The following is a 22,335-nucleotide window of genomic DNA, read 5'->3' as shown; positions in this document are numbered from 1 at the left end:
TAAGGTAGGTCTGCAGGAAGGGGTCTTGACCCCTCTGCGGCGGCCAGAGGGCTGGCCGCCCTACAATCCACCCGGAAAGCCGGTGTCAATTTGCGGGGCGTTAATTACGCCGCCCCTGCGGCAATTTTCAGCTGTTGATCTCAAGCATCTTCTGGCGCAGTTCGCCCTCGATGCGGCCCAGCTCCTGCTCGGCATTGGCGCGCTTGGCCTTGCCGTCGGCACGGATTTTGTTCAGCTCGTCCAGCGTTTCGATCAGCTGCTTGTTCGTCTGCTGCAGGGTCTCGATGTCCACGATGCCGCGCTCGGACTCCTTGGCAATCTCGATGGTGCCCTGCTTGAGGGTTGCGGCGTTCTTTTTCAGCAGCTCGTTCGTGGCATCGGTCACGGCGCGCTCGGCCTGCATGGCCTGCTGGCTGTGGGCAATGCCCAGCGCCAGCACCATCTGGTTCTTCCACAGCGGGATGGTGTTGACGATGGTGGTCTGGATTTTCTCGGCCATCATCGTGTCATTGGACTGGATCAGCCGGATCTGGGGCCCCATCTGGATGGAAACATTGCGGGTCAGCTCCAGATCGTACAGCTTTTTCTCAAACCGGTCGCAGAGATCGGCCAGATCGCGGGCCGCCTGTGCATCCTCGGGCAGCTGGGTGCGCTGGGCTTTCTCCTGCGCAGCCTTCAGGTCGTTGGCGCGGACCTCGGCCAGCTTCTTTTTGCCGGCCAGAATGTACATCGTCAGCTCCTTGAAGTAGACAAGGTTCAGCTCATACATCTTGTCCAGCATCGTGATGTCCTTCATCAGGGTGACCTGATGATCCTCCAGCTGAGCCTTGATGCGCTCAACATTCTTGTCGGCGCTGTCGTAGCGGGTCTTGAGCTGTTCGATGCTGTTGGTGGTCTTTTTAAAGAAGCCGAAGATGCCCTTGGGCTGCTCGGCACCGGCATCAAAGCCCTGCAGCTCGGAAATCAGGCTCGTAATCAGCTCGCCGGTTTCCCCCATGTCCTTCGTCTTGACGCGAGAGAGCGCCGTCTCGGAAAAATCGCTCAGCTTTTTCTGGCTGGCAGCACCGTACTGCAGCACCATCTGGGAGTTGGTGATGTCGATCTTCTCAGCGAAGTCATTCACCATCTTCTGCTCCTCGGGGGAGAGGGGGGTATCCTCGACCTGCATGGGGGTCGCTTTTTTGCTCTCCTCGATGACCTTTTCATCCGCAGCGGGATCCAGCGTCAGCGTGGGAGCCGCCGGGGCGGCGTCAAAGGTCAGGGAAGGGGCGGCGGGGACATTCAGTTCATTGTTCAGATCAGCCATTGGGTTTCATCCTTTCTCATATCCATTATTTCGCAAGGTTCTGGCTCTTCAGGATACTGTCCAGCACCTCAATATCAGTAGAAATATCCATTGCCTCTGCGCTGTACAGCGCGTCAAGCTGGTTTTCAAAGGCGGTCGCGGTGGTCGCGGCGTTGCGGCGCAGCTCCGATTCGATCTGGGCGGCATTCTCCCCCTTGACACCGTTTTGCTCCAGCGCGGCATAGGTGGCCATCAGCTTTACGGTCTCCGGCAGGTAATAGCGCGCAAAGCGGTCGATGGCACGCGCTTTATCGGGCGTTTTTTCAACCACAGCGGCAATGCTGCGGCCCGCCTTTTCCATCCGCTCCATCGCAGCGGAAAGCTGCGGGTCAGGGATCGCTTCGTTCAGCTTGTGCAGTGCATCCAGATTGGCGGCAATGCCGTTGAGCATCGCGTCCACATCCTCACTGCCGGTGGCGTAGGGGATCAGCGTGCGCACCACGCGGGTGGGGCAGAGCTTTGTCCCCACTGCGTAGGCGATCAGGCTCAGCCCCGCAAGAATCAGCAGGTTGGAAAGGCGGTACGGCGGCAGCAGCAGCGCCCCGACCGGCCACACCAGCGCCGCCATATAAATGGGCAGCACCGGGCGTTTGGTTTTTTCCTGCCATTTGCTCATGCAGGCACCTCCCGTATTTTCATTCCGCAGGGGCGGATTCCCTATCCGCCCCTGCGGGAGTCTGGCACAAATTCATTATAGAACAAAATCCGTTCACTTGCAACCATCCGCGTGCAAAAATGGTGCCAGCGCCGCGCCCCAGACCGCCTGCAGGCGCGCAGGGGACCATGCGGCGTTGGCGGGGCTGGTGCTGGGCAGCACCACAGCGGGCAGGTGGGTCAGAGGCTCTGCATATTTGGCGTAGATACGACCGGATGCCGCGCCATTGCAAAAGACCACCTGCACCCCCAGCTGCCGGATCAGCGCCGCCACATCGTTCGGCACCGCGTTGCGGATGGACGCATCTGACGCCCCGCGTATGTCGCATGCGCCGATGGTATCCCACACGGCCAGACCGTGGCGCAGGATGATGCGTTTCTTCGCCTCAATGTCCGCCCAATCGGGCACAGGCTCACCGGTCACGGCGGCGATCATTGGCCAGAAGCGGTTCTGCTTGTGGCCGTAGAAAAAGCCCTGCTCCCGGCTTTTGGGGCTGGGAAAGCTGCCCAAAATCAGTGCATTGGCCTGCACCCCGTGCAGCGGCGGCAGGCCCGGCCCCACATGGGTGTACTCAGCCATTCAAAACGCCTCCGGCCAGAGGGTACGGCACAGCTCCGCAATGCCGTGCGGTTCGGCATCGGGGCCGATGCGGTCTGCGGCGGCCTTTGCGGCGGCGCTGCCGTTGCCCATGGCAATGCCGAGGCCTGCCGCCTGCAGCATTGCCACATCGTTGTCCCCATCACCCACGGCCACGCATTCCGCCGGGTCAAGACCGGCGAGCCTTGCCAGCTCCCGCAGACCCGTGCCCTTGTCGATGCCCTGCTGCAGGATGTCGCAGCCGTCACCGCCGGGGTAGGAGAACAGAAACCTCAGCCCCAGATAGCCGTATTTTTCCTGAAACCGGTCGGCCATCTCCTGCGAAAGAAAGCCGAACGCGCCGAACGGCGTCTCCTGCAGATGCTGGTCCTGATCCTCACCGTCCACGATGTTGAGCGCAAGGTTCTTCTCCCGCTCACGGCGGGCGAATTCCTCATAGCCGAGGTAGGCGTAGTTCGCATCGTGGTAGGTAAAGCGCAGGGGCAGCTCATGATCCTCAAAAAAATCCACCAGCGCGTACATTTCCTCGCTTGTCAGCCGGTGCAGGGCCAGATCGCAGCCCTTGTAGTCCACCAGCTGCGCACCGCCGGCGCAGACCCAGTAATCGGGGCGGATGCTGCGCAGCAGCCCCTTGCCCACGCCGATGCGCCCGCGCCCGGTGGCGATCGCTACCTTGACACCCGCCTTCTGCACGGCGCAGACCGCCTCGGCGTTTTCCTTCGGCACGCGCTCACAGCTGCCGGGGCGCAGCGTGCCGTCTATATCGAGTAAAAGAAGCTTGTATTGCATAAAAGTTGACCTTTCCTGATTTTTCCTAACCCCATCTGCGAGGGAGGCAAGTATTTGATTGATTCTATTATACCAAAGTCTAACCCTGTCCCGCAAGGCATATTCTGCCTTGGGGTGATGTTTGTGCAGCTGGATCTATCGCGTTCCCGCAGGCGGCGGCGCTGGAGGCTTTTGCCGCTGGTTCCGGCCGTGCTTTGGTTTTGCCTGCCGCGGCTGGCGGCAGCCCTGCCCGCAGCGGCAGCCCGGGCTGACCGGGTCATCGGGGCGCGGTACACTGCGCGGCTCGATGCCCTGCAGCAGGAAAATTTTGCGCTGCATCAGCGTCTTGCAGCCAGCGCAGACGCAGTTGCCGAGAATGAGGCCCTGCGCAGTCTCCTCGGCAGCGGGCGCGCCATCGGCTGCGTCACCCCGGCGCGGGTGCTGGCCCGGACGCCGGGCGGGCTTACGCTGGCCTGCCCGGATGCCGCGCCCGGTGCCGCCGTGCTGGACGCGGGCGGGCGGTACGCGGGGACCGTGACCAGCTCGGACGGTAATTGCTGCACCGCAGCCTTTACCGCAGCAGCCGGGCTGTGCGGCAGCTGCGTTGGGCTGGCCGCGCCGGGAAAGTGGGTGCTGACCGGCCTGCCCGCCGACTGCACGCTGACCGCCGGGGAGATCGTGACCACCCCGGGCGGGGACTGGCTGGGTATACTGGCCGCAGCCCCGGTCCCCGATGCGGACGGGCTGACGGCATCCGCCCCGCTGACCGATACCGCCGACCTGCACGCCGCCGTATATTTTGTGCGCACCGATTGATATTTTGTCGAAATTCCGCTATAATAAATGTGTTTGAAATCCACGACATGAGGTGATCCCATGGCCAACCACAATAAATCACACCGCCGCGCCCGCGTTGCGGTGCTGATGGTACTGTGCAGCGCGGTATTTGCCGCCTTTTTTGCACGGCTGGCCTGGATGCAGTTCGTCAAGGCTGACTATTACGCCGACAAGGCCGCCGAGGCCAGCTCGGCCAGCTATACCGTCACCCAGCACGCCGCGCGCGGCCCTATTCTGGACGCCGGCGGTGCCGTGCTGGCCCGCGATGCCACCGTATACGATATCTACCTGCGCATACCGGCCCCGCCCGGCACCGACCTGCGCAAGACCGTACAAACCATAGAGGAACTGACAGGCAGCAAGGATGTGGAAACACAGCTTGCTGCCTTTTGTTCTGCCGCCTCGGCGGGGGAGCTGGCGGTGGCCCGGAACGCGGACAGCGCCCTGCTGACTGCGCTGTACCGGGCCGAGCTTGTCCAGAGCGGTGCCGTGCGGCTTGCAGCCCGGGGCGTGCGCAGCTGGCCGGACGGTGCGCTGCTGCCCCACGCGCTGGGCTTTACCGGCCCCCTGACTGCCGAGCAGTGGCCCGCCGCCAGACAGCGCGGCCTTGCCATGGACGCCGTCATCGGCCAGAGCGGACTGGAGGCCGCCTACGATGCACTGCTGCGCGGGCAGGACGGGCGGCTGCTGATCAACACCGGCTTTGACGGCACGGTGCGCCGCACCGTCCAGCTGCGGGAGGCACGCCCCGGGGCCGCGCTGGTACTGACCGTAGACAGCGCACTGCAAAAAATGCTGCAGGATGCCCTGCTCGGCCAGATCAACACCCTGCGCACGACCCGGGCCGCCGGAGCCGGGCGGGAATGCCGCGCCGGGGCTGCCGTGGTAGTCGATGTGCGCACCGGCGGCATTTTGGCGGCAGCAAATGTGCCGGGGTTCGACCTGAACGCCTACCGCATCGACTACGCCGCGCTTTCCGCCGATGCCGCCGCACCGCTGCTCGACCGGGTCTGTCAGGGTCTGTACGCCCCGGGATCCGCCTTCAAGCCGGCGGTGGCCGCAGCGGCACTGACAGCGGGCATCGACCCGGCTGCCACCGTCAGCTGCACCGGCCGTTACGGCTTTTACAGCGGCTACCAGCCCGGCTGCCTGCAGTACGGCCACAGCGGCCCTGTCGATCTGCGCACCGCTCTGGAATACAGCTGCAACATCTTTTTTTACGATGTCGGGCGGCGACTGGGTGTAGATGCCTTTTCCGCCATGGCCCGGCAGCTGGGGCTGGCCGCCCCCACCGGCGTGGAAATTGCCGAGGCGCACGGCCGCCTGACATGGACGACCGATGAAAACTATCAGGCCGGCCTGACCCTGATGGCCGCCATCGGGCAGGGGAACACCGCCGTGACCCCGCTGCAGCTGGCAGCCTATGCAGCGGCACTGGCCAACAGCGGGCAGCGCCCTGCACTGCATTTTGCCGACCGGGCCGTCAATTCCGCCACCGGCGAGGTTCTTTGGCAGTATCCGGTCTCCTTCACCGAGATACCGGGCGGCGAAGCGGTGTTCGGCCCGATCCGCGATGGCATGAAGCGCATGGCGCAGACCACCCGCATTCTGCGGGAGGCTCCTGTCCTGTGCGCCGCCAAAACCGGCAGTCCCCAGCTGGCAGACACGCTCCCCGACGGCGGGCACTATGTCAACTCAGTGCTGATCGGCTACGCCCCCGCCGACGCCCCGCAGATCGCGGCGGCCGTTGTGCTGGAATACGGGGGCGGCGGTGCAAATGCCGCCCCGATCCTGCGGGCCGTGCTGGATGCGGTGTTCGGCGGATGAATCGTTTCCGCGATTTTGGTACCGCTGCGCCCCGGTTGGGCGGCCTGCCGCTGTGGCCGCAGCAAAAAGTGTCCCGCATCGTGATTTTCTTCAAAAAAGACCTGTTATATTTTACGAAAAAGCCAGTTGCAGTCCGGGCGGAAGTGTGTTAAAATAAGGTAGGATAGTGTAATGCAACTGTGGAGAGGAGCCGACATGAACGCACAGTGTATCATGGTCTGCTCCGGCAAGGGCGGTACCGGCAAAAGTACGGTTTCTGTGCTGCTGGGTGCCTGCCTTGCACGGCTGGGCCGTAAGGTCCTGCTGATCGAGCTGGACTCAGGTCTGCGCAGCGTGGACATTATCGCAGGCGTCTACGGCCGCACGGTGTACGACATCGAGGATGTCCTCTGCGGCCGGTGTGAGGGCGCCAAGGCTGTGGTGCCCAGCCCGCTCTACCCGGGGCTGTCGGTCATCAGCGCCCCCTATGAGGGCGGCGCGGTGGAGGCCGCACCTCTGGGGCGGCTCCTCGTTGCCATGCGCCCCTATTTTGATTATGTAATTCTGGACACCGCCGCCGGCATGGGCGCGCCGTTTACAGCGGCCGCCGCCGTGGCGGATAAGGCCCTGCTGGTACTGACCCCCGATGCCGTGGCCCTGCGTGACGGCAAGATCGTGGCGGACCGCCTGTTGGCCGGGACCCGCCCGCAGAGTGCTGTGCGGCTGGTCATGAACCGTGTCCGGCGGGAGAGCTTCGGGAAAAACGCCTCGGTAGCCGATCTGGATGAATGTATCGACACCGTGGGTGCCCAGCTGCTGGCAGTCATCCCCGAGAGCCGCACGCTGCAGCTGGCCGGTGCCAACGGCACGATACCGCCCGCCGGGGATCCCGCCGTCATTGCCGCACAGGCAATGGCAAAACGGCTGTGCGGGCAGCGCGTACCCCTGACCTTTTGATGAACAATTCTGCTGCGAAGGATGGTGGCATTTTTATGACGATCGCATTGATAGCCCATGACGCCAAAAAGGAATTGATGGTGCAGTTCTGTATGGCTTACCGCCATATTCTGGAACAGCACCGTCTGCTGGCGACCGGCACCACCGGCCGTCTGGTCGAGGAGAACGCCGGACTGAAGGTCACAAAATTTCTCCCCGGCGGCCATGGCGGCGCCGAGCAGATCGTAGCGCGCATCGCCTGTGAAGAAGTGGACATGCTGCTCTTCTTCCGCGACCCCATCAGCGCCAAGCCCAATGAGCCCAATGAGATGAACCTGCTGCGCATCTGCGATGTCCACAACATTCCTGTTGCCACCAACATCGCCACCGCCGAAGTCCTGATCCACGGTCTGGAGCACGGTGACCTCGACTGGCGCACCATCATCAACCCGCAGCATTGAAGTAACGACTTTGATACAGCAAGAGCCGCCGAATGTTCGGCGGCTCTTTTTTCTGCTTTATTGCGGCCAGTCTGTGCTTTGGGCCGTGCTTTTGTCGGTGTGCATCCACAGGACGGCCCAACCGTTCCGGTCTGCAAGGGTGCGGCCGGTCTGCTCCGGCAGGCAGAAAAGCCCTGTGGAGAGCGCATCGGCCAAGCCGCCGGTTTCGGCGTGGGCCAGCACTGCCACGCTGCTCACATAGCGAGCGGGGTAGCCCGTGGTCAAGTCGATCAAATGGGCGTAGCGCACGCCCTCATACTCAAAATAGCGCTGATAATCGCCGCTGATGACCAAGCTGTCCCCATCGGCCAGCTCAACGGCCTGAATATACGCAGGGTCATCGCCCCACGGGTTCTCAACACCCGCCGTCCACGGCTTTCCGCTGGGCTTGGTGCCGATGGCCCGCAGATTGCCGCCGACATTCAGCAGGGCACTCGTAAAGCCGCGCGCCTGCGCGGCCCGGGCAGCCTGCTCCACGGCGTAGCCCTTGCCGACCGCCCCGACATCCAGCGTCATATCCGGGTCGGCAAAGCAGACAGTCTGCGCAGCATCATCCAAAATCAAGTTTTCGATGTTGATGTGCTGCAGTGCCTCCGCAATGGCATCCGCAGCGGGCGGGGCGGGGGATTCACTCTCCCGCGCATCGTGCCACAGGCGCAGCACCGCACCCGCAGCGATGTTTGTCGCGCCATCGGTCGCAGGGTAGGCGGTGTCCTTACACCAGCGCAAAAATGCGTATAGTTCATCCCCGACCCGCACTGGTGCGGCGGCAGCCTGCGCGTTCACATCGTACAGGTTCACAACATCGTCGTAATGGTTGTAGATGTCAAACAGCTGATTATAGTGCGCCAGATCGTCATACAGCACCGCCGTCTGCCGGTCCCAGTCCTGTTGACTGGCGGCGTAGCCCTGCACCACGGCCACGGTATCAAACAGGTCAAACCAAGTCGCACTGTACAATTTTTGCTGTTTTTGGCAGGCTGTCAGCGGCAGGCAGAGCAGCATGGCCAGCGCCAGCGCAGCAAGGCGGCGCTTCACGCTTTTTCTCCTTGTACAGTTTCGTGCTCGGTGTTCAATTCCAGCAGCAGATTCGCCAGCATCCAGCCTTTGCTGGTGGGCGTGACCATGCTGCGCACCGGAATGGACGCGCCGCCTGCCTGCACCAGGTCAAGGAACGCGCCCAGCTCACCGGTATCATGGCGCAGACCGCTGATAATAATGGCCGGGCGGTCCGGCACAGCAATGAGCGGCGCAGCAGCCGGGGCAGGCTTGCCCGCGCAGAGGTCACCCACAATGCCGCCGAGGTCGCCATCTGCCACACGGCGCAGCTTCACCTCATATCGCTTGGCCGCGCGCTCAATGGCGGCGTAGTTGGGGTAGCTTTCATCAATGCGCCACAGCAGGGCGCACCGGGGTTCACGGATGATTCGGGCTTTCATGGTGTTACCTCATTCAAAAAAGGCGCTGCCATGTACCGGGCAGCGCCTTACTTGGTTTTACAGGTCGGGGTGGTACTCCTTGCAGGTGCACTTTTTCCACTTCAGACCGCTGCCGCAAGGGCAGGGGTCGTTGCGGCCGATCTTCGTCACGCGGACAGGGGCGGCACCCTTGGCACCGGCCTGTGCAGGGGCACCCTCACCGGTGGGCTTGGCCACCTGCTCGCGCTTGGGCTCGGCATTCTGCTGGCGGATCTCGATCGTCAGCAGCATGTGGACGGCATCCTCGCGGATCGAGGCGATCATCTCATCGAACATGGCAAAGCCCTCGATGCGGTACTCGACCACGGGGTCATGCTGGCCGTAGCCGCGCAGACCCATGCCCTGCTTGAGCTGGTCCATATTGTCGATATGCTCCATCCACTTGGAGTCAACATTGCGCAGCAGGCAGATGCGCTCCAGCTCGCGCATCGTCTTTTCACCGTAGCGCTTTTCCTTCGCGGTCAGGATATCCATGCCGCGCTTGTACAGCTCATCGGCAATGCCCTCGCGGGTCAGCTCACCCAGCTGCTCGGTGGTGTAGTTGAAGTCGGTGGGCAGGCACAGCCAGTTCATAAAGTGGCGGCGCAGACCGGCAAAGTCCCAATCATCGGCCGTTTCGCCGTTCAGGTAGTTCGCGCAGGCATCATCAATAGACTGGCGCATCATCTCATGCAGCTTGCCGGAGATATCCTCGCCGTCCAGCACCATCTGGCGCTGCTTATAGATGATCTCGCGCTGCTGGTTCATGACATCGTCATACTGCAGCACCTGTTTACGAATTGCAAAGTTGGAGGCCTCCAGCTTTTTCTGGGCGCTCTCGATCGTGTTGGTGATGAGCTTGTTCTCGATGGGTACATCTTCGTCAAGGCCCAGGGAGTCCATCAGGTTCTGCACGCGGTCGCCGCCGAAGATGCGCATCAGGTCATCCTCAAGACTCAGGAAGAAGCGGGAGGCACCGGGGTCACCCTGACGGCCGGCACGGCCGCGCAGCTGGTTGTCGATACGGCGGCTCTCATGGCGCTCGGTGCCGATGATGAACAGGCCGCCCGCAGCGCGGACCACCTCGGCCTCGCGCTTGACCTCGGGGGCAAACTCCTCGCACAGCTCCTCAAAGCGCTTGCGGGCGTGGAGAATTTCGGCGTCCTCGGTCTCGGCGTGGCCGTCGCACTCGGTCATCAGCATCTCCAGCTTCGCGTCAATGCCGACCTCCGGCGGGGTGGGCAGCTCAGTGCCGTTGGCCTTGGCGCGCGCCTTGGCATGCTCGTACTCGTCCTTCAGCTGGGCCAGATCGGCGGTCAGCGCCTTGGACAGCTCCTTCTTCAGGGCAGCCTTGGCCATGTAGGTCACATTGCCGCCCAGCATGATGTCGGTGCCGCGGCCTGCCATGTTGGTGGCGATGGTCACAGCGCCCTGCTTGCCGGCCTGCGCAACGATCTCCGCCTCGCGCTCATGCTGCTTGGCGTTCAGAACATTATGCTCGATGCCGCGCTTTTTCAGCAGCTTGGACAGCGCCTCGCTCTTCTCAACGCTGACCGTGCCGACCAGCACGGGCTGGCCCTTCGCGTGGCACTCCGCCACCTGATCAATGACGGCGTTGTACTTGCCGTTGACGGTCTTGTAAACGCTGTCGGGCAGGTCCTGACGGGCGCGGGGCTTGTTGGTGGGGATGCTGACAATGTTCAGGCCGTAGATCTCGCTGAATTCATCGGCCTCGGTGGAGGCTGTACCGGTCATACCGGCCAGCTTTTTGTACATACGGAAGTAGTTCTGGAAGGTGACAGTAGCCAGCGTCTTGCTCTCGGCGGCAACGGTCACGCCCTCCTTGGCCTCAATGGCCTGATGCAGGCCCTCATTGAAGCGGCGGCCGTACATCAGGCGGCCGGTGAACTCATCCACGATGATGACCTCGCCGTCCTTGACGATATAGTCAATGTCGCGGTGCATGACGCCGCGCGCCTTGATGGCACCGTCCACATAGTGGCGCAGCGACATATTGTCGGCATCGGCCAGGTTATCGACATGGAAGAATGCCTCGGCCTTCTTGACGCCGGATTCGGTCAGGGTGGCAGTCTTGCGCTTTTCGTCCACGACATAATCGCCGTCGACCTGCTCCTCGGCCTCGACCTTGTCGTCCAGCTCGACGATGACGCTCTTCTTCAGCGTCTTGGCAAAGTCATCGGCGCGCTTGTACATCACGCTGGAATCCTCGCCCTTGCCGCTGATGATAAGCGGGGTACGGGCCTCGTCGATCAGGATGGAGTCCACCTCGTCCACGATGGCAAAGGCATGGCCGCGCTGGACCATGTTGGCCTTGTAGACGACCATATTGTCGCGCAGGTAGTCAAAGCCGAACTCGTTGTTCGTGCCGTAGGTGACATCGGCCTCATAGGCCTTTTTGCGGTCATCCGATTCCACGCCATGGACGACCAGACCGACAGTAAGCCCCAGAAAACGGTAGACCTTTCCCATCCACTCAGAGTCGCGGCGGGCCAGATAGTCGTTTACGGTGATGACATGCACACCCTCGCCGGTCAGGGCGTTGAGGTAGGTGGGCATGGTTGCCACCAGCGTCTTACCTTCACCGGTCTGCATCTCGGCAATGCAGGCGCGGTGCAGCACAATGCCGCCGATGATCTGCACGGGGTAGGGCTTCATGCCCAGCACGCGCCAGTCCGCCTCGCGGCAGACTGCAAACGCCTCCGGCAGGATATCATCAAGGGTCTCGCCCTTGGCAAGGCGCTCCTTAAACTCGGCCGTCTTGGCCTGCAGCTGCTCATCGGTCAGCTTGGCCATCTCCGGCTCAAGGGCAAGGACCTTATCCTTGATAGGGTTGATGCGCTTGAGTTCCTTGTCCGAGAAGGAGCCGAACAGTTTTTCAAAAAAAGACATAACAGTTCCCCTGTATCTTCCGCCGCATATCGTAGAGGTGCGGCTGATTATATAGTTTTACACATGCTACTATAATACACCCGGGCGGGGGGATATGTCAATTCATAGTTACATTGGGTTTATTTATTATATTGTTGTAGGGGCCGGGCATGCCCGGCCCCTACACGGCAGCAAAAAAGGCCGCCCTGTGCGGACAGCCTTTTGCTTATTATGCTTTTGTTTTAGCCGGCAGGCTCAGCAGCACCAGCATCAAAAAGATGCAGCCGAAGCCCAGCGCATCCCACAGCGTAAAGGGGGAGCCCAGCACCAGTGTGCTGATGATGGCCGCCGTAACGGGTTCGGCAAAGCTGTAAAGGCTTGCCCGCTGCGGGCCGATGAGCGGCACACCCGACATATACAGGCTGAACGCCAGCACATTGCCCAGCACCACGACCGTGAAAATACCGAACACACCCATCGCCGTCGGCACATAGTCGATCTGCCACGGGCGGAAGATGAGCGCAAACATAATGCCGCCCATCAAGAACGCCCAGCCCTGCAGCATCGGGGTGGGGTACTGCTCCTGCAATTTTTTCGGCCACATCGTATAGATGGCAACGCAGCAGGCGCTGACAACGCCCGAGGCCAGCGCCGCCGGGCTGACGGCCAGCCCGGTCAGGCTGCCGTGGGTCGTGATGAGGAAAACGCCCACCAGCGCCAGCAGGATGGAGAAAATCTCAAACACCTGCGGCCCGCGCCCTTGCTGGATGCAGACCACCAGCAGAATAATGACAGGGGAGAGGTCCTGCAAGATCGTCCCCATGCCCGCACTGGACAGCTGGATCGTCAGAAAATAGGTGAACTGGCAGCAGCTGACACCGGCCAAACCGTAAACTAGCAGGTCAATAGCATTGCGCGGATTTTTCCGTATATTCCACGGATCAAAAAGCATTTTACGGTCCCGGATGCAGAAATACCCGCATAGAATCAGCCCGGCCAGAAACAGCCGGATCGGCACAAGCCAGGTGGAATCCATCCCCTCGCGGGTGAACAGATACTGCCCCATGCAGCCCGAAACACCCCAGCATGCCGCACCGCCCATCGTCAGGCAGGCGCCTTTTACACGGTCAGACATTATATTTTACCCCTCTGCTTGTAGGGGTCGATGCTCGCATCGACCCGCAGCATAACGGTAGGCAGTTGTTTGCAGGGTGGCGGCGTCTTCGCCGCCACCCGGGCGGATGCAAGCATCCGCCCCTACAGCCTCCCGTAAGCGCTCATTCCAAAATCAGCGCTGCGGCCTCCCGCAAACCGGCCACGACCGGTGCGCCGGTTTTGCGCAGCGTTTCCGCCGGCTGGTGGCCGCCGGACTGCAAAACGCAGCCCACGCCGAGCGCCTGCGCCACCTCAAAATCATGGACCGAATCCCCGATCATCACCGCCCGGGCAGGGTCGAAGCCTTCCTCTTTTAAATAGGCAAGGCCGATCTCCACCTTGCTCTTGGCGTAGATGTCGCTCAGGCCCAGCAGCCGGTCAAAATACCGGGTCACGCCGCGCTGCCCGACCTGTTGGCAGAGGGTGTCCCTCTTGCTGGCCGATAAAATGACCTGCCGCAGCCCGGCGCTGCGGAATGCCTGCAGCGCCTCGGCCGCACCGTCCATCAGCGGGCAGACCTCGCTGGCGGGGACATAGATCTCCATATACCGCGCTGCCAGCTCGGCAAAGCTGTGGCGGGAGAAGTCAAACCCGGCGCGGGTATAATATTCCTCGATGGGAAAGCCAAAAATCGCCCGGTACTGATCGCGGTCGTACCGCTGCGGGTAGCCGAAGTCTGCCAGCAGACGGTTGAGCGCGTCCACGCAGAGTTCGACATCATCCAGCAGGGTACCGTTCCAATCCCACAAAATCAGTTCCGGGCGCATAGAGGTTACCTCGTTTTTATTCTTCTGTAAAAATCTTTTTCAGGCTTTCATTGCTCTCGATCAGCTTGACGAGCGCCACACCCAGCACGGTGCAGCTGATCAGCTCGCCGATGGCCACGGCCACGGCATTGAAGCAGGCCAGCGCCAGCGTCGGGGCCGTGTCCGAGAAGAAGAAGGTAATCTCGAACGCGCCCACGATGAGCATATTAAAAACAACGGGCGGCAGGGACGCCGGAATGGCAAGACCCTTGACGCGGATGTCACGCAGCTTGTAGGTCACAAGGCAGGCCAGCAGCGTGGCCAGCGTGCCGAACACCACATCAATGACGGTGGAGCCCAGCAGGTTCGCCAGCAGGCAGCCCAGCGTGACGCCGATAATGTACTCCGCGCCGAAAACCGGCAGCAGGCACAGTGCCTCAGCCACGCGCACCTGCACCGCCCCATAGCTGAACGGGGCAAGCGCCAGACAGACCACCACATAGACGGCCGCGATGACAGCGCAGCGCACCAGACGGTTGACGGACATTTTTTTCATATTCATACAATACTCCGGCGGATAGATTTTGACCGCACGCAAGACCGCCAGCCTTGCGGGGTTTGCGCCGCCTCCCGCAGAGGAGGCGGCGGAGCCTAAAATCCTAAGTTGCTCAACAAATTTGTATTATAGCAAACCCCGCAGGCTGTTGCAAGGCCTGCGGGGAATTTCTTTTTTCTTATTTGCCTTCCCCTTTGGGGGAAGGTGGCCGAAGGCCGGATGAGGGGCGGCTGTGCCGCTGCCGCCCGTGAACCGGAAATCACGGCAGCTGCGGCGCATACGCCTCAAGGTTGCGGGGGTGCCCTTCATAGACGATGGCAATGGCATCGGGGCCGGTGTTGGCGCTGACAACGCCGCCAAGCTGGAACACGATCAGCGGCGGATGGCCGAACGCCTTTCTGCAAAGCTTGGCCAGCTCATCCCGCTTGGCAGTGCTGGAGGTGTAGGCCACCATGTAGGGGGTGTCCTTCATCGAATCCACGCGGCTCTCGACCCATTTCAGCATGGCAGCAGGCACGGCGGCATCGCCGCGCACCTTTGCCTCGACCTTCGAGACACCGGCATTCAGGCTGATGATGGGGCGGATGCCCAGCAGGTCACCCACCACTGCGGCGGCGGCGCTGACACGGCCGGACTTTTTCATCTGCCTCAGGCTGTAGGCGGCCAGACAGATTTCCACGCAGTCCAGCTTCTGCTTCAGCTCACCCACACAGGCGGCCAGCTCGCCGCCGTTGCGCACCTTGCGGGCGCACTCGCAGAAATACCAGCCGTAGGGCATCGAATAATTCTGGCTGTCGATGACCTGGATCTTCATTGTGAAGCCGGGGCGCTCCTCCTCGAGCAGCTCGATGGCCTTAACGGCGTTGTTATAGGTGCTGGAGCCGCCGGCGTTGATGCTCAGGTAGACCAAATCGGTGTAGCCCTCATCGACATAGCGGGCATAAATATCACAGAACTGCAGCTGGGTAATGGCCGCGGTGGTCGGCACGCCCTGCGCATCGCGCATCATCTGGTAGAACTGGTCGTTCGTAAAGTCCTTGCGCTCCATGTACTCAACACCGTCAAGGTTGATGGGAAAGCCAACAACCTCGATGCCGTACTTGTCCGCAAGCTCCTGCGGAATATCGGAACAGGAATCCGTCAAAAAACCGATCTTGCTCATTTTACATCCTCACTCCATTCATAGCGGGTCAACTGCCCGTGGGTTTCCAAATCGGCAAAATCCCATTGGCGCAGCGCTTCATACACACCCACCGCCACCGCGTTGGACAGGTTCAGGCAGCGCTCGCCCCGGCGCATGGGCATACGCACACAATCTGCTTCATGGGCGGCCAGCAGTTCCTCCGGCAGCCCGGCATCCTCCCGCCCAAAGACGAGATAGGCGCCGTCGGGGTAACTCACATCCACATGGCGGCGCGGGCCTTTGGATGTAAAATAAAAAAACGGGCCTTTGTTTTTGGCAAAAAACTCCGCCAGATCCTGATAATATGTTATATCAAGCTGGTGCCAGTAGTCAAGCCCGGCGCGCTTCAATTTTTTGTCGTCCACGGCAAAGCCCATCGGGCCTACCATGTGCAGCCGTGCGCCCGTCACCGCGCAGGTCCGCGCAATGTTGCCGGAATTCTGCGGGATCTGCGGCTCGACCAGTACAATGTTTAAGATTGGCATACATTCACAGTCCTGTTTGTTTATTTTTTACTCCTGCCTCAATTTCGGCAGCGCGGTTTCCAGCCAGACGCCCAGCCGCTCATCGGCACCCTCAGGGGTCTGCCGGATGCACTCTGCCACAAAGGCAGCGGCGGCCTGCACGGCAGCCTGCGGCACATTGCCCTGCAGGATGCGCCCCACCAGCACCGAGGCAAAAATATCCCCTGTGCCGTGGAACATCCGCGGCTGCAGCGGCGTCTTGACCGCATAGCCCTCGCCGCCGCGGGATGCGCCCACGCAGCCTATGTACCGCCCTCCGCCCAGGCCCGCCACCCCCGTGACGACCACCTGCGGTGCAATGCGGGTCAGCCGGGCCGCCTGGGCCGCTGCCTGTTCGGCACTGCCCACGCCTGGCAGCGGATCGCCCAACAGCAGCGCAGCCTCGGTCACATTGGGCACGATCAGATCAGCGTGGCTGCACAGATCGTACATGGCGGGGACCATATCCGCCCCCAGACCGCTGTACAGTCGGCCGCCGTCCCCCAGCACGGGGTCCACGACCTTGAAGGCACGGGGCCACAGCGCAAAGGCCTGCTGCACCAGCTTTGCCTGCGCGGCATCGGCCAGATAGCCTGAGTAGATGCAGTCGAACTTGACCCCGAGCCGATGGTAATGGGCCAGCGCCGCAGGGCCGTAGGCCGAATCTGCCAGCCTGGCAGGGGCACCCAGCCCGCCCGTGTGGGTGGACAGCACCGCCGTGGGCAGCGCGACCGTCTGCACCCCCAGCGCCGAAAGCACCGGTACGATGACAGACAGCGCCGCCCGGCCGAGCCCCGGCAGGTCATGGATGGCTAATACGGTTTTCGGCGCATTGGTCATGATGCCGCCCTCCTTTTTGATTTCTCATAGATTTTACCATAAAACCCCGCGCAAAAAAAGCAGTATTGGGGCGATTGGGTTGATTTGTTTGGTTTTTGAGCAAAGACAACAAAAACCGCCTGCCGGGCAGCAGACGGTTTTATACATTTGGCGGTCGTTTTCCGGCAGGTTTACAGCACCCGCACGCGGATCGCAGATTCGATGGCGCGCAGCTGCACCGCCAGATCCCCCGTCACATTGCCGGTCACATCCAGCAGGGTGTAGGCAACATCCTTCTTGCTCTTGTTGACCATGTTCTCAATGTTCAGATGAGCCTCGGTCAGCACACCGGTGATGGCCGAGATCGCACCCGGGGTGTTCTTGTGGATCATGCAGATGCGGCGGCCGCCGATGCGGGGCTGGCTGACATCCGGCAGGTTGACGCTGTGGGTAATGTTGCCGTTCTTGAGATAATCGCTCAGCTCGGCGGCGGCCATCACGGCGCAGTTCGTCTCGCTCTCGGGCGTGCTTGCGCCCAGATGCGGCGTGCAGCATACACCCTTGACGCCCAGCAGCTCCTCAGTGGGGAAGTCGCAGAAATACTGTGCGACCTTGCCGCTGTTCAGCGCGTCCAGCAGGGCGGTGTTGTCCACCAGCTCCCCGCGGGCATAGTTCAGCACACGGACACCGTCCTTGCACATGGCCAGCGTCTGGGCGTTGATCGTGTGGCGGGTCGTGGGCAGGTAGGGGACATGGATGGTCAGGTAGTCGCAGCGGGGCAGCATATCGCCCAGCGTGACGCAGTGCTGCACACTGCGGGAGAGGCTCCATGCGGCGTCGATCGAAATGTAGGGGTCATAGCCGAGGACCTCCATGCCCAGCGCCACGGCGGCATTGGCCACCCGGGCACCGATGGCACCCAGACCGATGACGCCCAGCGTCTTGCCGCGCAGCTCAGGGCCGACAAATACTTTTTTGCCCTTTTCCACATCCTTGGCGATGGTGTCGCGCCCCTTGAGGGTCTGCGCCCAGTTGACAGCATCGACCAGATTGCGGCTGCCCGCCACCAGCGCGCCGATGACCAGCTCTGCCACGGCGTTGGCGTTGGCACCGGGGGTGTTGAACACCACGATACCGGCGCCGGTGCATTCCTCGACCGGGATATTGTTCGTGCCGGCACCTGCGCGGGCGATCGCCAGCAGGCTGTCGGGCAGCGGCGTCTCATGCATATCGGCGCTGCGCACCAGAATACCCTGCGGCGCAGCGGCCTCGTTGTCAATTTCAAACTGGTTGGCAGGCAGCTTGGCCAGCCCCACCGGCGAGATAGCGTTCAAAGTTTTGATCGTGTACATATATATAACTCCCTGTTCCCCTTATTATGCTTTGTAGGGGCCGAACATGTCCGGCCCTCAGCCCTGCGCTGCAAGTCTTTAACGGGCTGCTTCCGTGCGGCAAATCAATGTTCTTTGCGGAACTTCTCCATGAAATCGACCAGCTTGTCAATGCCCTCCGGCGGCATGGCGTTGTAGATGGAGGCGCGCATACCGCCGACAAGGCGGTGCCCCTTCAGGTTCACAAAGCCTGCCTCTGCAGCGGCGGCGCAGAACGCCTTGTCGGTGTCGGCATCGGGGCTGGTGAAGGTCACATTCATCATGCTGCGGTATTCCTTCTGCACCGGGTTGCGGTAAAAGTCCTGCCCGTCCAGATAATCGTACAGCACCTTCGCCTTGGCGGCGTTGATCTTCTTCATGTTTTCAAGGCCGCCCACCTCATGCTCAAGGTAATCCATGACCAGGCCGGTCATGTAGATGCACCAGCACGGCGGGGTGTTGTACATGCTGTCGGCGTTCAGCAGGGTGGTGTAGTTCATCATTGTGGGCAGGCTGTCAGGGGTCAGGCCCTTGGCCGCGCCGCCCAGCAGATCCTCACGGATGATGGCCACCGCCATGCCGGCCGGTGCGATGTTCTTCTGTACGCCGAAGTAGATTGCACCGTATTTGCTCACATCCACCGGCTCCGAGCAGATCATCGAGCTCATGTCTGCAATCAGGGGAACGCCGTCCACCTGCGGCACATCGCGGTATTTCGTGCCGAAGATCGTATTGTTCTGGCAGATATGGATGTAGCTGGCGTTGGGGTCATAGTCAATGCCGTTCACATCGGGGATATAGGTAAAGTTCTTGTCCTTGCTGTTGGCGGCAATGCGGGCCGTACCGAACTTGGCGGCCTCCTCAGCAGCCTTTTTGCTGAAATTGCCGGTCACAAGGTAGTCTGCCGTGCCGGTTTTCATAAAGTTCAGCGGCACCATCGCAAACTGCTGGGTCGCGCCGCCCTGAAAAAAGCCCACCTTATAGTTGTCGGGGATGTTCAGCACCCGGCGCATGGCAGCCTCGGTGTTGTTGATGATCTCATCAAACCATTTACTGCGGTGGCTCATCTCCATCACGCTCATGCCGGAACCGTGGTAGTCCAGCAGCTCCGTCTGTGCCGTTTTCAGAACAGCCTCCGGCAGCATCGAAGGGCCGGCGCTGAAATTGTAAACTCTAGCCATCTTAACTTCCTCCTACAGTAAATGAAATGCGACCCGCTCACGGCGGATCGCATCTGCCGCGCCGTTGCGGTATGTCATTTATTATAGGAGCCTGCCGCCGCCCCGGCAAGCGGGCAAACTTACAAAAATGGCGCAAAATTCCGGGTGTGTTTTTGTGTTGTGACTAAATGTTTATCTATCGAGAACACTATATCCTACATTTGTAAAAGCTTTCTTCCCGTCCGTATATTTTCAGCAGTAAAATTTGTGCAACATTTTCTATTGCATTTATATCTTCCACAGATGTAAAATATATTTATGGTTATCTATTACATTTGTAAAACGCATCTTATCCATTCCGGACGACACCGTCCGCAGGGAGGTCTTTATGGAACAGCTTTCCCGCAGTGAGGAGCAGGTCATGGCAGCCCTCTGGGCCTGCAGCCGCGCCGCCACCCGGCGCGAGATTGCCGCGCAGCTGCCGCCCGCATGCCGCTGGGCAGACTCTACGCTGCTCAATTTTTTGCTCCGTCTTGAAAAAAAGAAGTTCGTCCACACCGAAAAGCAGGGCAACAAAAATCTCTACACGCCGCTGGTGCGCCGCCTGACCTACTGCGGCGCCGTCAGTCAGGCCCATCTGCAGACTCTGTACGGCGGCGATATTCGCGCCATGGTGCAGGCGCTGGCCGACACCGGCCGCATGAGCTGCGCCGACACCGAGCGGCTTCTGCGCTGGCTGACCGAATATCAGGCCGCCAACCCGGAGTACGACTACGAATAGCGCCTCACGCTAGGGGGAAGGCAAATCCCCCTGCATCTCCACCATATCTTTCCAGAACCGCTTCTGTACATGGTTCATCTGGGCCTTTTCATTGCGCCGCTCCTCGATCGTAAGCGCCTTAAAAAACCGCTTCCAGAGCCGCTGCCAGTCCAACTCCCCGGCATCAGTGCCGGGCGTGTACCGTTCCATGGTCAGATACTGCACCCGGCCGCTGCGGCGCACCAGCGCCGTTCCGTGAGTGGCGTCAAAGATCAGGAAATCGTCATCGGGCAGGCGGCCGCAGAAATGCCCCCGCAGCAGCGGCAGCACCTGATGCTTCGGGTGGATGACCGCGCCCAGCATATTGTCCCGCTGTTCAAACCGGATAAATTCAATACATTTGCAGGCCTCATTGCTGACCGCCCGCGCAAGGGCAAAGGCCGCAGCCGCATCGGGTTTTCCCAGCATCTGCGCCGCCCGGGGCCCTTGCTCAAAGCAGAGCCGTGCAAAGCGCAGCAGCGTCAGATCCTTGCCGCCCTCCGTGGAGAGAAAGCCCGTTGTGATGCAATCCTTCACCTGTGCGCCCAGCCGCTCCAGCCCGGCTGCCACCCGCCGCGCGCGCTGCGGGTCCGTCGGGATGTCCCGCACGCCGAAAAAATTCAGCTGGCCCTCCTCAGGCGGGCAGACCTCTGCCGGGATCTCTCTGCGCGCGTAGCTTTCAAACACGCAGCAGAGGAAGCCCGCAAAGCTGCCGTCATAGCAGTAGGCCACATCGGTCACATACGCTTGGTAAGACATTGCAGCGCCTCCTGCCGCACGGTTTTTGCGGCTGTATCCGCCGCCATGCCGCGGGCGGCCAGCTTTTGCACGGCCGGGGCAGCATCCGGCAGCGCCTTGGGTACAAAATCATCCAGCGAAAGTTGCTGCATCCCCACGCTGAACGCCTTGGGGTCCAGCAGGGCACCGGCGATCTCGGCGCGGGTGCCGCGGGCAGCCGCCCTGCCGCGGCAGGTGATGAAATACTGCGCCCGCTTCAGCACTACGCCGATGCGCTTCAGCTCTGCCATGCCGAGGTTCTGGGTGCGCCGCGCCTGCAGGATGCGGATAGCGCTCTTAGGGCCGATGCCCGGCACCCGCAGCAGTTCCTCTTTGCCGGCTGTGTTGACCTCCACCGGGAAAAATTCCGGGTGGCGCACCGCCCAGGTACACTTGGGGTCGAGATAGGGGTCAAAATTCGGTTCCTCCTCGGTCAGCAGCTCCTGCGCCGAAAAATGGTAGTACCGCAGCAGCCAGTCCGCCTGATAGAGCCGATGCTCCCGCAGCAGGGGCGGGGCTGTGTGCAGCGCCGGCAGGCGGCGGTCCTCCACAACCGGCAGATAGGCGGAGTAAAACACCCGCCGCAGGGCGTATTTTCGGTAAAGTCCTTCCGTCAGATCCATGATGTGGCGGTCGGTCTCCGGCGTTGCGCCAATGATCATCTGAGTGCTTTGCCCGGCCGGTGCAAACGCCTTTGCACCGCGGTAAAGTACCATCTCCTTTTTGCTCTGCGCGCTCTGCACTGCGATCTGTCCCATAGGGCGCAGGATCGCAGTTTTTTTCTTGTCCGGGGCAAGCGTGTTCAGGCTTGCCTCGCTGGGCAGCTCGATATTGACCGACAGGCGATCGGCCAGCAGTCCGATCTTTTCCACCAGCGCCGGGTCCGCGCCGGGGATCGTCTTGGCATGGATATACCCGTTGAAGCGGTACTCCTCCCGCAGGATGCGCAGCGCCTCGATCATCAGCTCCATCGTGTGGTCGGGCGTACCCAGCACCGCGCTCGACAAAAACAGGCCCTCGATATAGTTGCGGCGGTAAAAGCCGATCGTCAGCTCTGCCAGCTCCCGCGGGGTAAAGGTAGCCCGCGGCCGGTCGTTGGAGCGGCGATTCACGCAGTAGCTGCAGTCATAGCTGCAGACATTCGAGTACAGCACCTTCAAAAGCGACACGCAGCGCCCATCCGGCGTAAAGGCATGGCAGATGCCCGCCGGTGCGCAGCTGCCCAGACTGCCGTGCCGTCCCGGGCGTCCCACGCCGCTGGAGGTGCAGGCCACATCATATTTGGCGCTGTCTGCCAGTATCTCAAGCTTTTCCGCAAGGTCCATTCTGCCCGCCTCCTGAAAAAAGGGTATAAAAAATACAGCCCGCCGCATATCCTTGCTTAGCAGGGTGTGCCGCGGGCAGCATTTTTAAAAGATACTTCTGTTTTGCCGTTCAAAGTCCGGACTATGGGACTCTGCTTATGCTACAATATAGA

The 22,335-nt window shown here is 61.3% G+C and carries 21 protein-coding genes, 1 pseudogene and 1 riboswitch; of the genes and pseudogenes, 5 read left to right on the top strand and 17 right to left on the bottom strand.

The window, feature by feature from the left end; genetic code table 11:
• Window positions 1-127 precede the first annotated feature (127 nt).
• From OGM67_06240 to OGM67_06225, 4 genes are all read right to left on the bottom strand, one after another.
• Window positions 128-1,306, bottom strand: a complete 1,179-nt coding sequence (locus OGM67_06240; GenBank protein UYJ35906.1) for a toxic anion resistance protein — start codon at window positions 1,304-1,306, stop codon at window positions 128-130.
• A 25-nt stretch (window positions 1,307-1,331) separates the two neighbouring features.
• Window positions 1,332-1,961, bottom strand: a complete 630-nt coding sequence (locus OGM67_06235) for a 5-bromo-4-chloroindolyl phosphate hydrolysis family protein (GenBank protein UYJ35905.1) — start codon at window positions 1,959-1,961, stop codon at window positions 1,332-1,334.
• Window positions 1,962-2,054: 93 nt separating this feature from the next.
• A complete protein-coding gene (locus tag OGM67_06230) occupies window positions 2,055-2,579 on the bottom strand; it encodes a DNA-deoxyinosine glycosylase (GenBank protein ID UYJ35904.1) in 525 nt (174 codons plus the stop codon).
• Window positions 2,580-3,386 carry a Cof-type HAD-IIB family hydrolase gene (locus OGM67_06225; GenBank protein UYJ35903.1) on the bottom strand — a complete coding sequence of 269 codons (807 nt, stop codon included), beginning with the start codon at window positions 3,384-3,386 and terminating at the stop codon, window positions 2,580-2,582.
• A 171-nt stretch (window positions 3,387-3,557) separates the two neighbouring features.
• Here OGM67_06225 and OGM67_06220 point away from each other — a divergent pair, with 171 nt between their 5' ends.
• The 4 genes and pseudogenes from OGM67_06220 to OGM67_06205 all read left to right on the top strand — a co-directional run bounded on the left by OGM67_06220 (window position 3,558) and on the right by OGM67_06205 (window position 7,405).
• The gene (locus tag OGM67_06220; protein ID UYJ35902.1) at window positions 3,558-4,181 is read left to right on the top strand and encodes a hypothetical protein; all 624 of its coding nucleotides are present in this window, start codon (window positions 3,558-3,560) and stop codon (window positions 4,179-4,181) included.
• Window positions 4,182-4,241: 60 nt separating this feature from the next.
• Window positions 4,242-6,029, top strand: a complete 1,788-nt coding sequence (locus OGM67_06215; protein UYJ35901.1) for a penicillin-binding transpeptidase domain-containing protein — start codon at window positions 4,242-4,244, stop codon at window positions 6,027-6,029.
• 210 nt (window positions 6,030-6,239) lie between these two features.
• Window positions 6,240-6,965 (top strand): annotated as a pseudogene (locus tag OGM67_06210) (AAA family ATPase).
• Window positions 6,966-7,000: 35 nt separating this feature from the next.
• Window positions 7,001-7,405: a methylglyoxal synthase gene (locus tag OGM67_06205; protein UYJ35900.1), complete on the top strand. Its 405-nt coding sequence runs from the start codon at window positions 7,001-7,003 to the stop codon at window positions 7,403-7,405.
• Between the two features lie 57 nt (window positions 7,406-7,462).
• On the opposite strand, the gene OGM67_06200 is transcribed toward OGM67_06205, so the two are convergent.
• From OGM67_06200 to serC, 11 genes are all read right to left on the bottom strand, one after another.
• Window positions 7,463-8,482 (bottom strand): FAD:protein FMN transferase, encoded by a 1,020-nt coding sequence (locus tag OGM67_06200; GenBank protein UYJ35899.1) that lies wholly within the window; start codon window positions 8,480-8,482, stop codon window positions 7,463-7,465.
• Entirely contained in the window at window positions 8,479-8,883 is a 405-nt protein-coding gene (locus OGM67_06195; GenBank protein ID UYJ35898.1) for a DUF3783 domain-containing protein, read from the bottom strand. Before OGM67_06195 ends, OGM67_06200 begins: the two co-directional genes overlap by 4 nt.
• Before the next feature lie 57 nt (window positions 8,884-8,940).
• A complete protein-coding gene (gene secA, locus OGM67_06190) occupies window positions 8,941-11,811 on the bottom strand; it encodes a preprotein translocase subunit SecA (GenBank protein UYJ35897.1) in 2,871 nt (956 codons plus the stop codon).
• A gap of 208 nt (window positions 11,812-12,019) precedes the next feature.
• Entirely contained in the window at window positions 12,020-12,925 is a 906-nt protein-coding gene (locus tag OGM67_06185) for a DMT family transporter (protein ID UYJ35896.1), read from the bottom strand.
• A gap of 142 nt (window positions 12,926-13,067) precedes the next feature.
• The gene (locus tag OGM67_06180; protein UYJ35895.1) at window positions 13,068-13,712 is read right to left on the bottom strand and encodes an HAD family hydrolase; all 645 of its coding nucleotides are present in this window, start codon (window positions 13,710-13,712) and stop codon (window positions 13,068-13,070) included.
• 16 nt (window positions 13,713-13,728) lie between these two features.
• Entirely contained in the window at window positions 13,729-14,253 is a 525-nt protein-coding gene (locus OGM67_06175) for a QueT transporter family protein (protein UYJ35894.1), read from the bottom strand.
• A 6-nt stretch (window positions 14,254-14,259) separates the two neighbouring features.
• Window positions 14,260-14,361, bottom strand: a riboswitch (PreQ1-III riboswitch).
• Window positions 14,362-14,506: 145 nt separating this feature from the next.
• The gene (locus OGM67_06170; protein UYJ35893.1) at window positions 14,507-15,409 is read right to left on the bottom strand and encodes a DegV family protein; all 903 of its coding nucleotides are present in this window, start codon (window positions 15,407-15,409) and stop codon (window positions 14,507-14,509) included.
• Window positions 15,406-15,915, bottom strand: a complete 510-nt coding sequence (locus tag OGM67_06165) for a tRNA (cytidine(34)-2'-O)-methyltransferase (protein ID UYJ35892.1) — start codon at window positions 15,913-15,915, stop codon at window positions 15,406-15,408. The genes OGM67_06170 and OGM67_06165 overlap by 4 nt, the downstream gene beginning before the upstream one ends.
• A 27-nt stretch (window positions 15,916-15,942) precedes the next feature.
• Window positions 15,943-16,773 carry a PfkB family carbohydrate kinase gene (locus tag OGM67_06160; GenBank protein UYJ35891.1) on the bottom strand — a complete coding sequence of 277 codons (831 nt, stop codon included), beginning with the start codon at window positions 16,771-16,773 and terminating at the stop codon, window positions 15,943-15,945.
• Window positions 16,774-16,943: 170 nt separating this feature from the next.
• On the bottom strand, window positions 16,944-18,104 hold the full coding sequence (locus tag OGM67_06155) for a phosphoglycerate dehydrogenase (protein UYJ35890.1): 1,161 nt from the start codon (window positions 18,102-18,104) through the stop codon (window positions 16,944-16,946).
• A gap of 104 nt (window positions 18,105-18,208) precedes the next feature.
• Window positions 18,209-19,303, bottom strand: coding sequence for a 3-phosphoserine/phosphohydroxythreonine transaminase (serC, locus tag OGM67_06150; GenBank protein UYJ35889.1), 1,095 nt, complete (start codon window positions 19,301-19,303; stop codon window positions 18,209-18,211).
• Between the two features lie 367 nt (window positions 19,304-19,670).
• Here serC and OGM67_06145 point away from each other — a divergent pair, with 367 nt between their 5' ends.
• Entirely contained in the window at window positions 19,671-20,063 is a 393-nt protein-coding gene (locus tag OGM67_06145) for a BlaI/MecI/CopY family transcriptional regulator (protein UYJ35888.1), read from the top strand.
• A gap of 9 nt (window positions 20,064-20,072) precedes the next feature.
• Here the strand turns inward: OGM67_06145 and OGM67_06140 are convergent, their stop codons facing one another.
• On the bottom strand, window positions 20,073-20,840 hold the full coding sequence (locus OGM67_06140; protein ID UYJ35887.1) for a TIGR03915 family putative DNA repair protein: 768 nt from the start codon (window positions 20,838-20,840) through the stop codon (window positions 20,073-20,075).
• Window positions 20,819-22,183 (bottom strand): putative DNA modification/repair radical SAM protein, encoded by a 1,365-nt coding sequence (locus tag OGM67_06135; protein UYJ35886.1) that lies wholly within the window; start codon window positions 22,181-22,183, stop codon window positions 20,819-20,821. Before OGM67_06135 ends, OGM67_06140 begins: the two co-directional genes overlap by 22 nt.
• Between the last annotated feature and the right edge of the window lie 152 nt (window positions 22,184-22,335).

The organism is Oscillospiraceae bacterium, assembly GCA_025757985.1.
Classification (GTDB): Bacteria; Bacillota; Clostridia; order Oscillospirales; family Ruminococcaceae; genus Gemmiger.
This window is presented reverse-complemented; position numbering and strand designations above follow the sequence as displayed.

Bases quoted from the DNA above. Each gene is read 5' to 3' on its own strand.
- OGM67_06135 (UYJ35886.1), bottom strand. From the start codon at position 22,183: ATGGACCTTGCGGAAAAGCTTGAGATACTGGCAGACAGCGCCAAATAT.
- serC (UYJ35889.1), bottom strand. From the start codon at position 19,303: ATGGCTAGAGTTTACAATTTCAGCGCCGGCCCTTCGATGCTGCCGGAG.
- OGM67_06165 (UYJ35892.1), bottom strand. From the start codon at position 15,915: ATGCCAATCTTAAACATTGTACTGGTCGAGCCGCAGATCCCGCAGAAT.
- secA (UYJ35897.1), bottom strand. From the start codon at position 11,811: ATGTCTTTTTTTGAAAAACTGTTCGGCTCCTTCTCGGACAAGGAACTC.
- OGM67_06230 (UYJ35904.1), bottom strand. From the start codon at position 2,579: ATGGCTGAGTACACCCATGTGGGGCCGGGCCTGCCGCCGCTGCACGGG.
- OGM67_06180 (UYJ35895.1), bottom strand. From the start codon at position 13,712: ATGCGCCCGGAACTGATTTTGTGGGATTGGAACGGTACCCTGCTGGAT.
- OGM67_06175 (UYJ35894.1), bottom strand. From the start codon at position 14,253: ATGAATATGAAAAAAATGTCCGTCAACCGTCTGGTGCGCTGCGCTGTC.
- OGM67_06240 (UYJ35906.1), bottom strand. From the start codon at position 1,306: ATGGCTGATCTGAACAATGAACTGAATGTCCCCGCCGCCCCTTCCCTG.
- OGM67_06215 (UYJ35901.1), top strand. From the start codon at position 4,242: ATGGCCAACCACAATAAATCACACCGCCGCGCCCGCGTTGCGGTGCTG.
- OGM67_06225 (UYJ35903.1), bottom strand. From the start codon at position 3,386: ATGCAATACAAGCTTCTTTTACTCGATATAGACGGCACGCTGCGCCCC.
- OGM67_06185 (UYJ35896.1), bottom strand. From the start codon at position 12,925: ATGTCTGACCGTGTAAAAGGCGCCTGCCTGACGATGGGCGGTGCGGCA.
- OGM67_06145 (UYJ35888.1), top strand. From the start codon at position 19,671: ATGGAACAGCTTTCCCGCAGTGAGGAGCAGGTCATGGCAGCCCTCTGG.
- OGM67_06235 (UYJ35905.1), bottom strand. From the start codon at position 1,961: ATGAGCAAATGGCAGGAAAAAACCAAACGCCCGGTGCTGCCCATTTAT.
- OGM67_06140 (UYJ35887.1), bottom strand. From the start codon at position 20,840: ATGTCTTACCAAGCGTATGTGACCGATGTGGCCTACTGCTATGACGGC.
- OGM67_06170 (UYJ35893.1), bottom strand. From the start codon at position 15,409: ATGAGCAAGATCGGTTTTTTGACGGATTCCTGTTCCGATATTCCGCAG.
- OGM67_06155 (UYJ35890.1), bottom strand. From the start codon at position 18,104: ATGTACACGATCAAAACTTTGAACGCTATCTCGCCGGTGGGGCTGGCC.
- OGM67_06205 (UYJ35900.1), top strand. From the start codon at position 7,001: ATGACGATCGCATTGATAGCCCATGACGCCAAAAAGGAATTGATGGTG.
- OGM67_06160 (UYJ35891.1), bottom strand. From the start codon at position 16,773: ATGACCAATGCGCCGAAAACCGTATTAGCCATCCATGACCTGCCGGGG.
- OGM67_06195 (UYJ35898.1), bottom strand. From the start codon at position 8,883: ATGAAAGCCCGAATCATCCGTGAACCCCGGTGCGCCCTGCTGTGGCGC.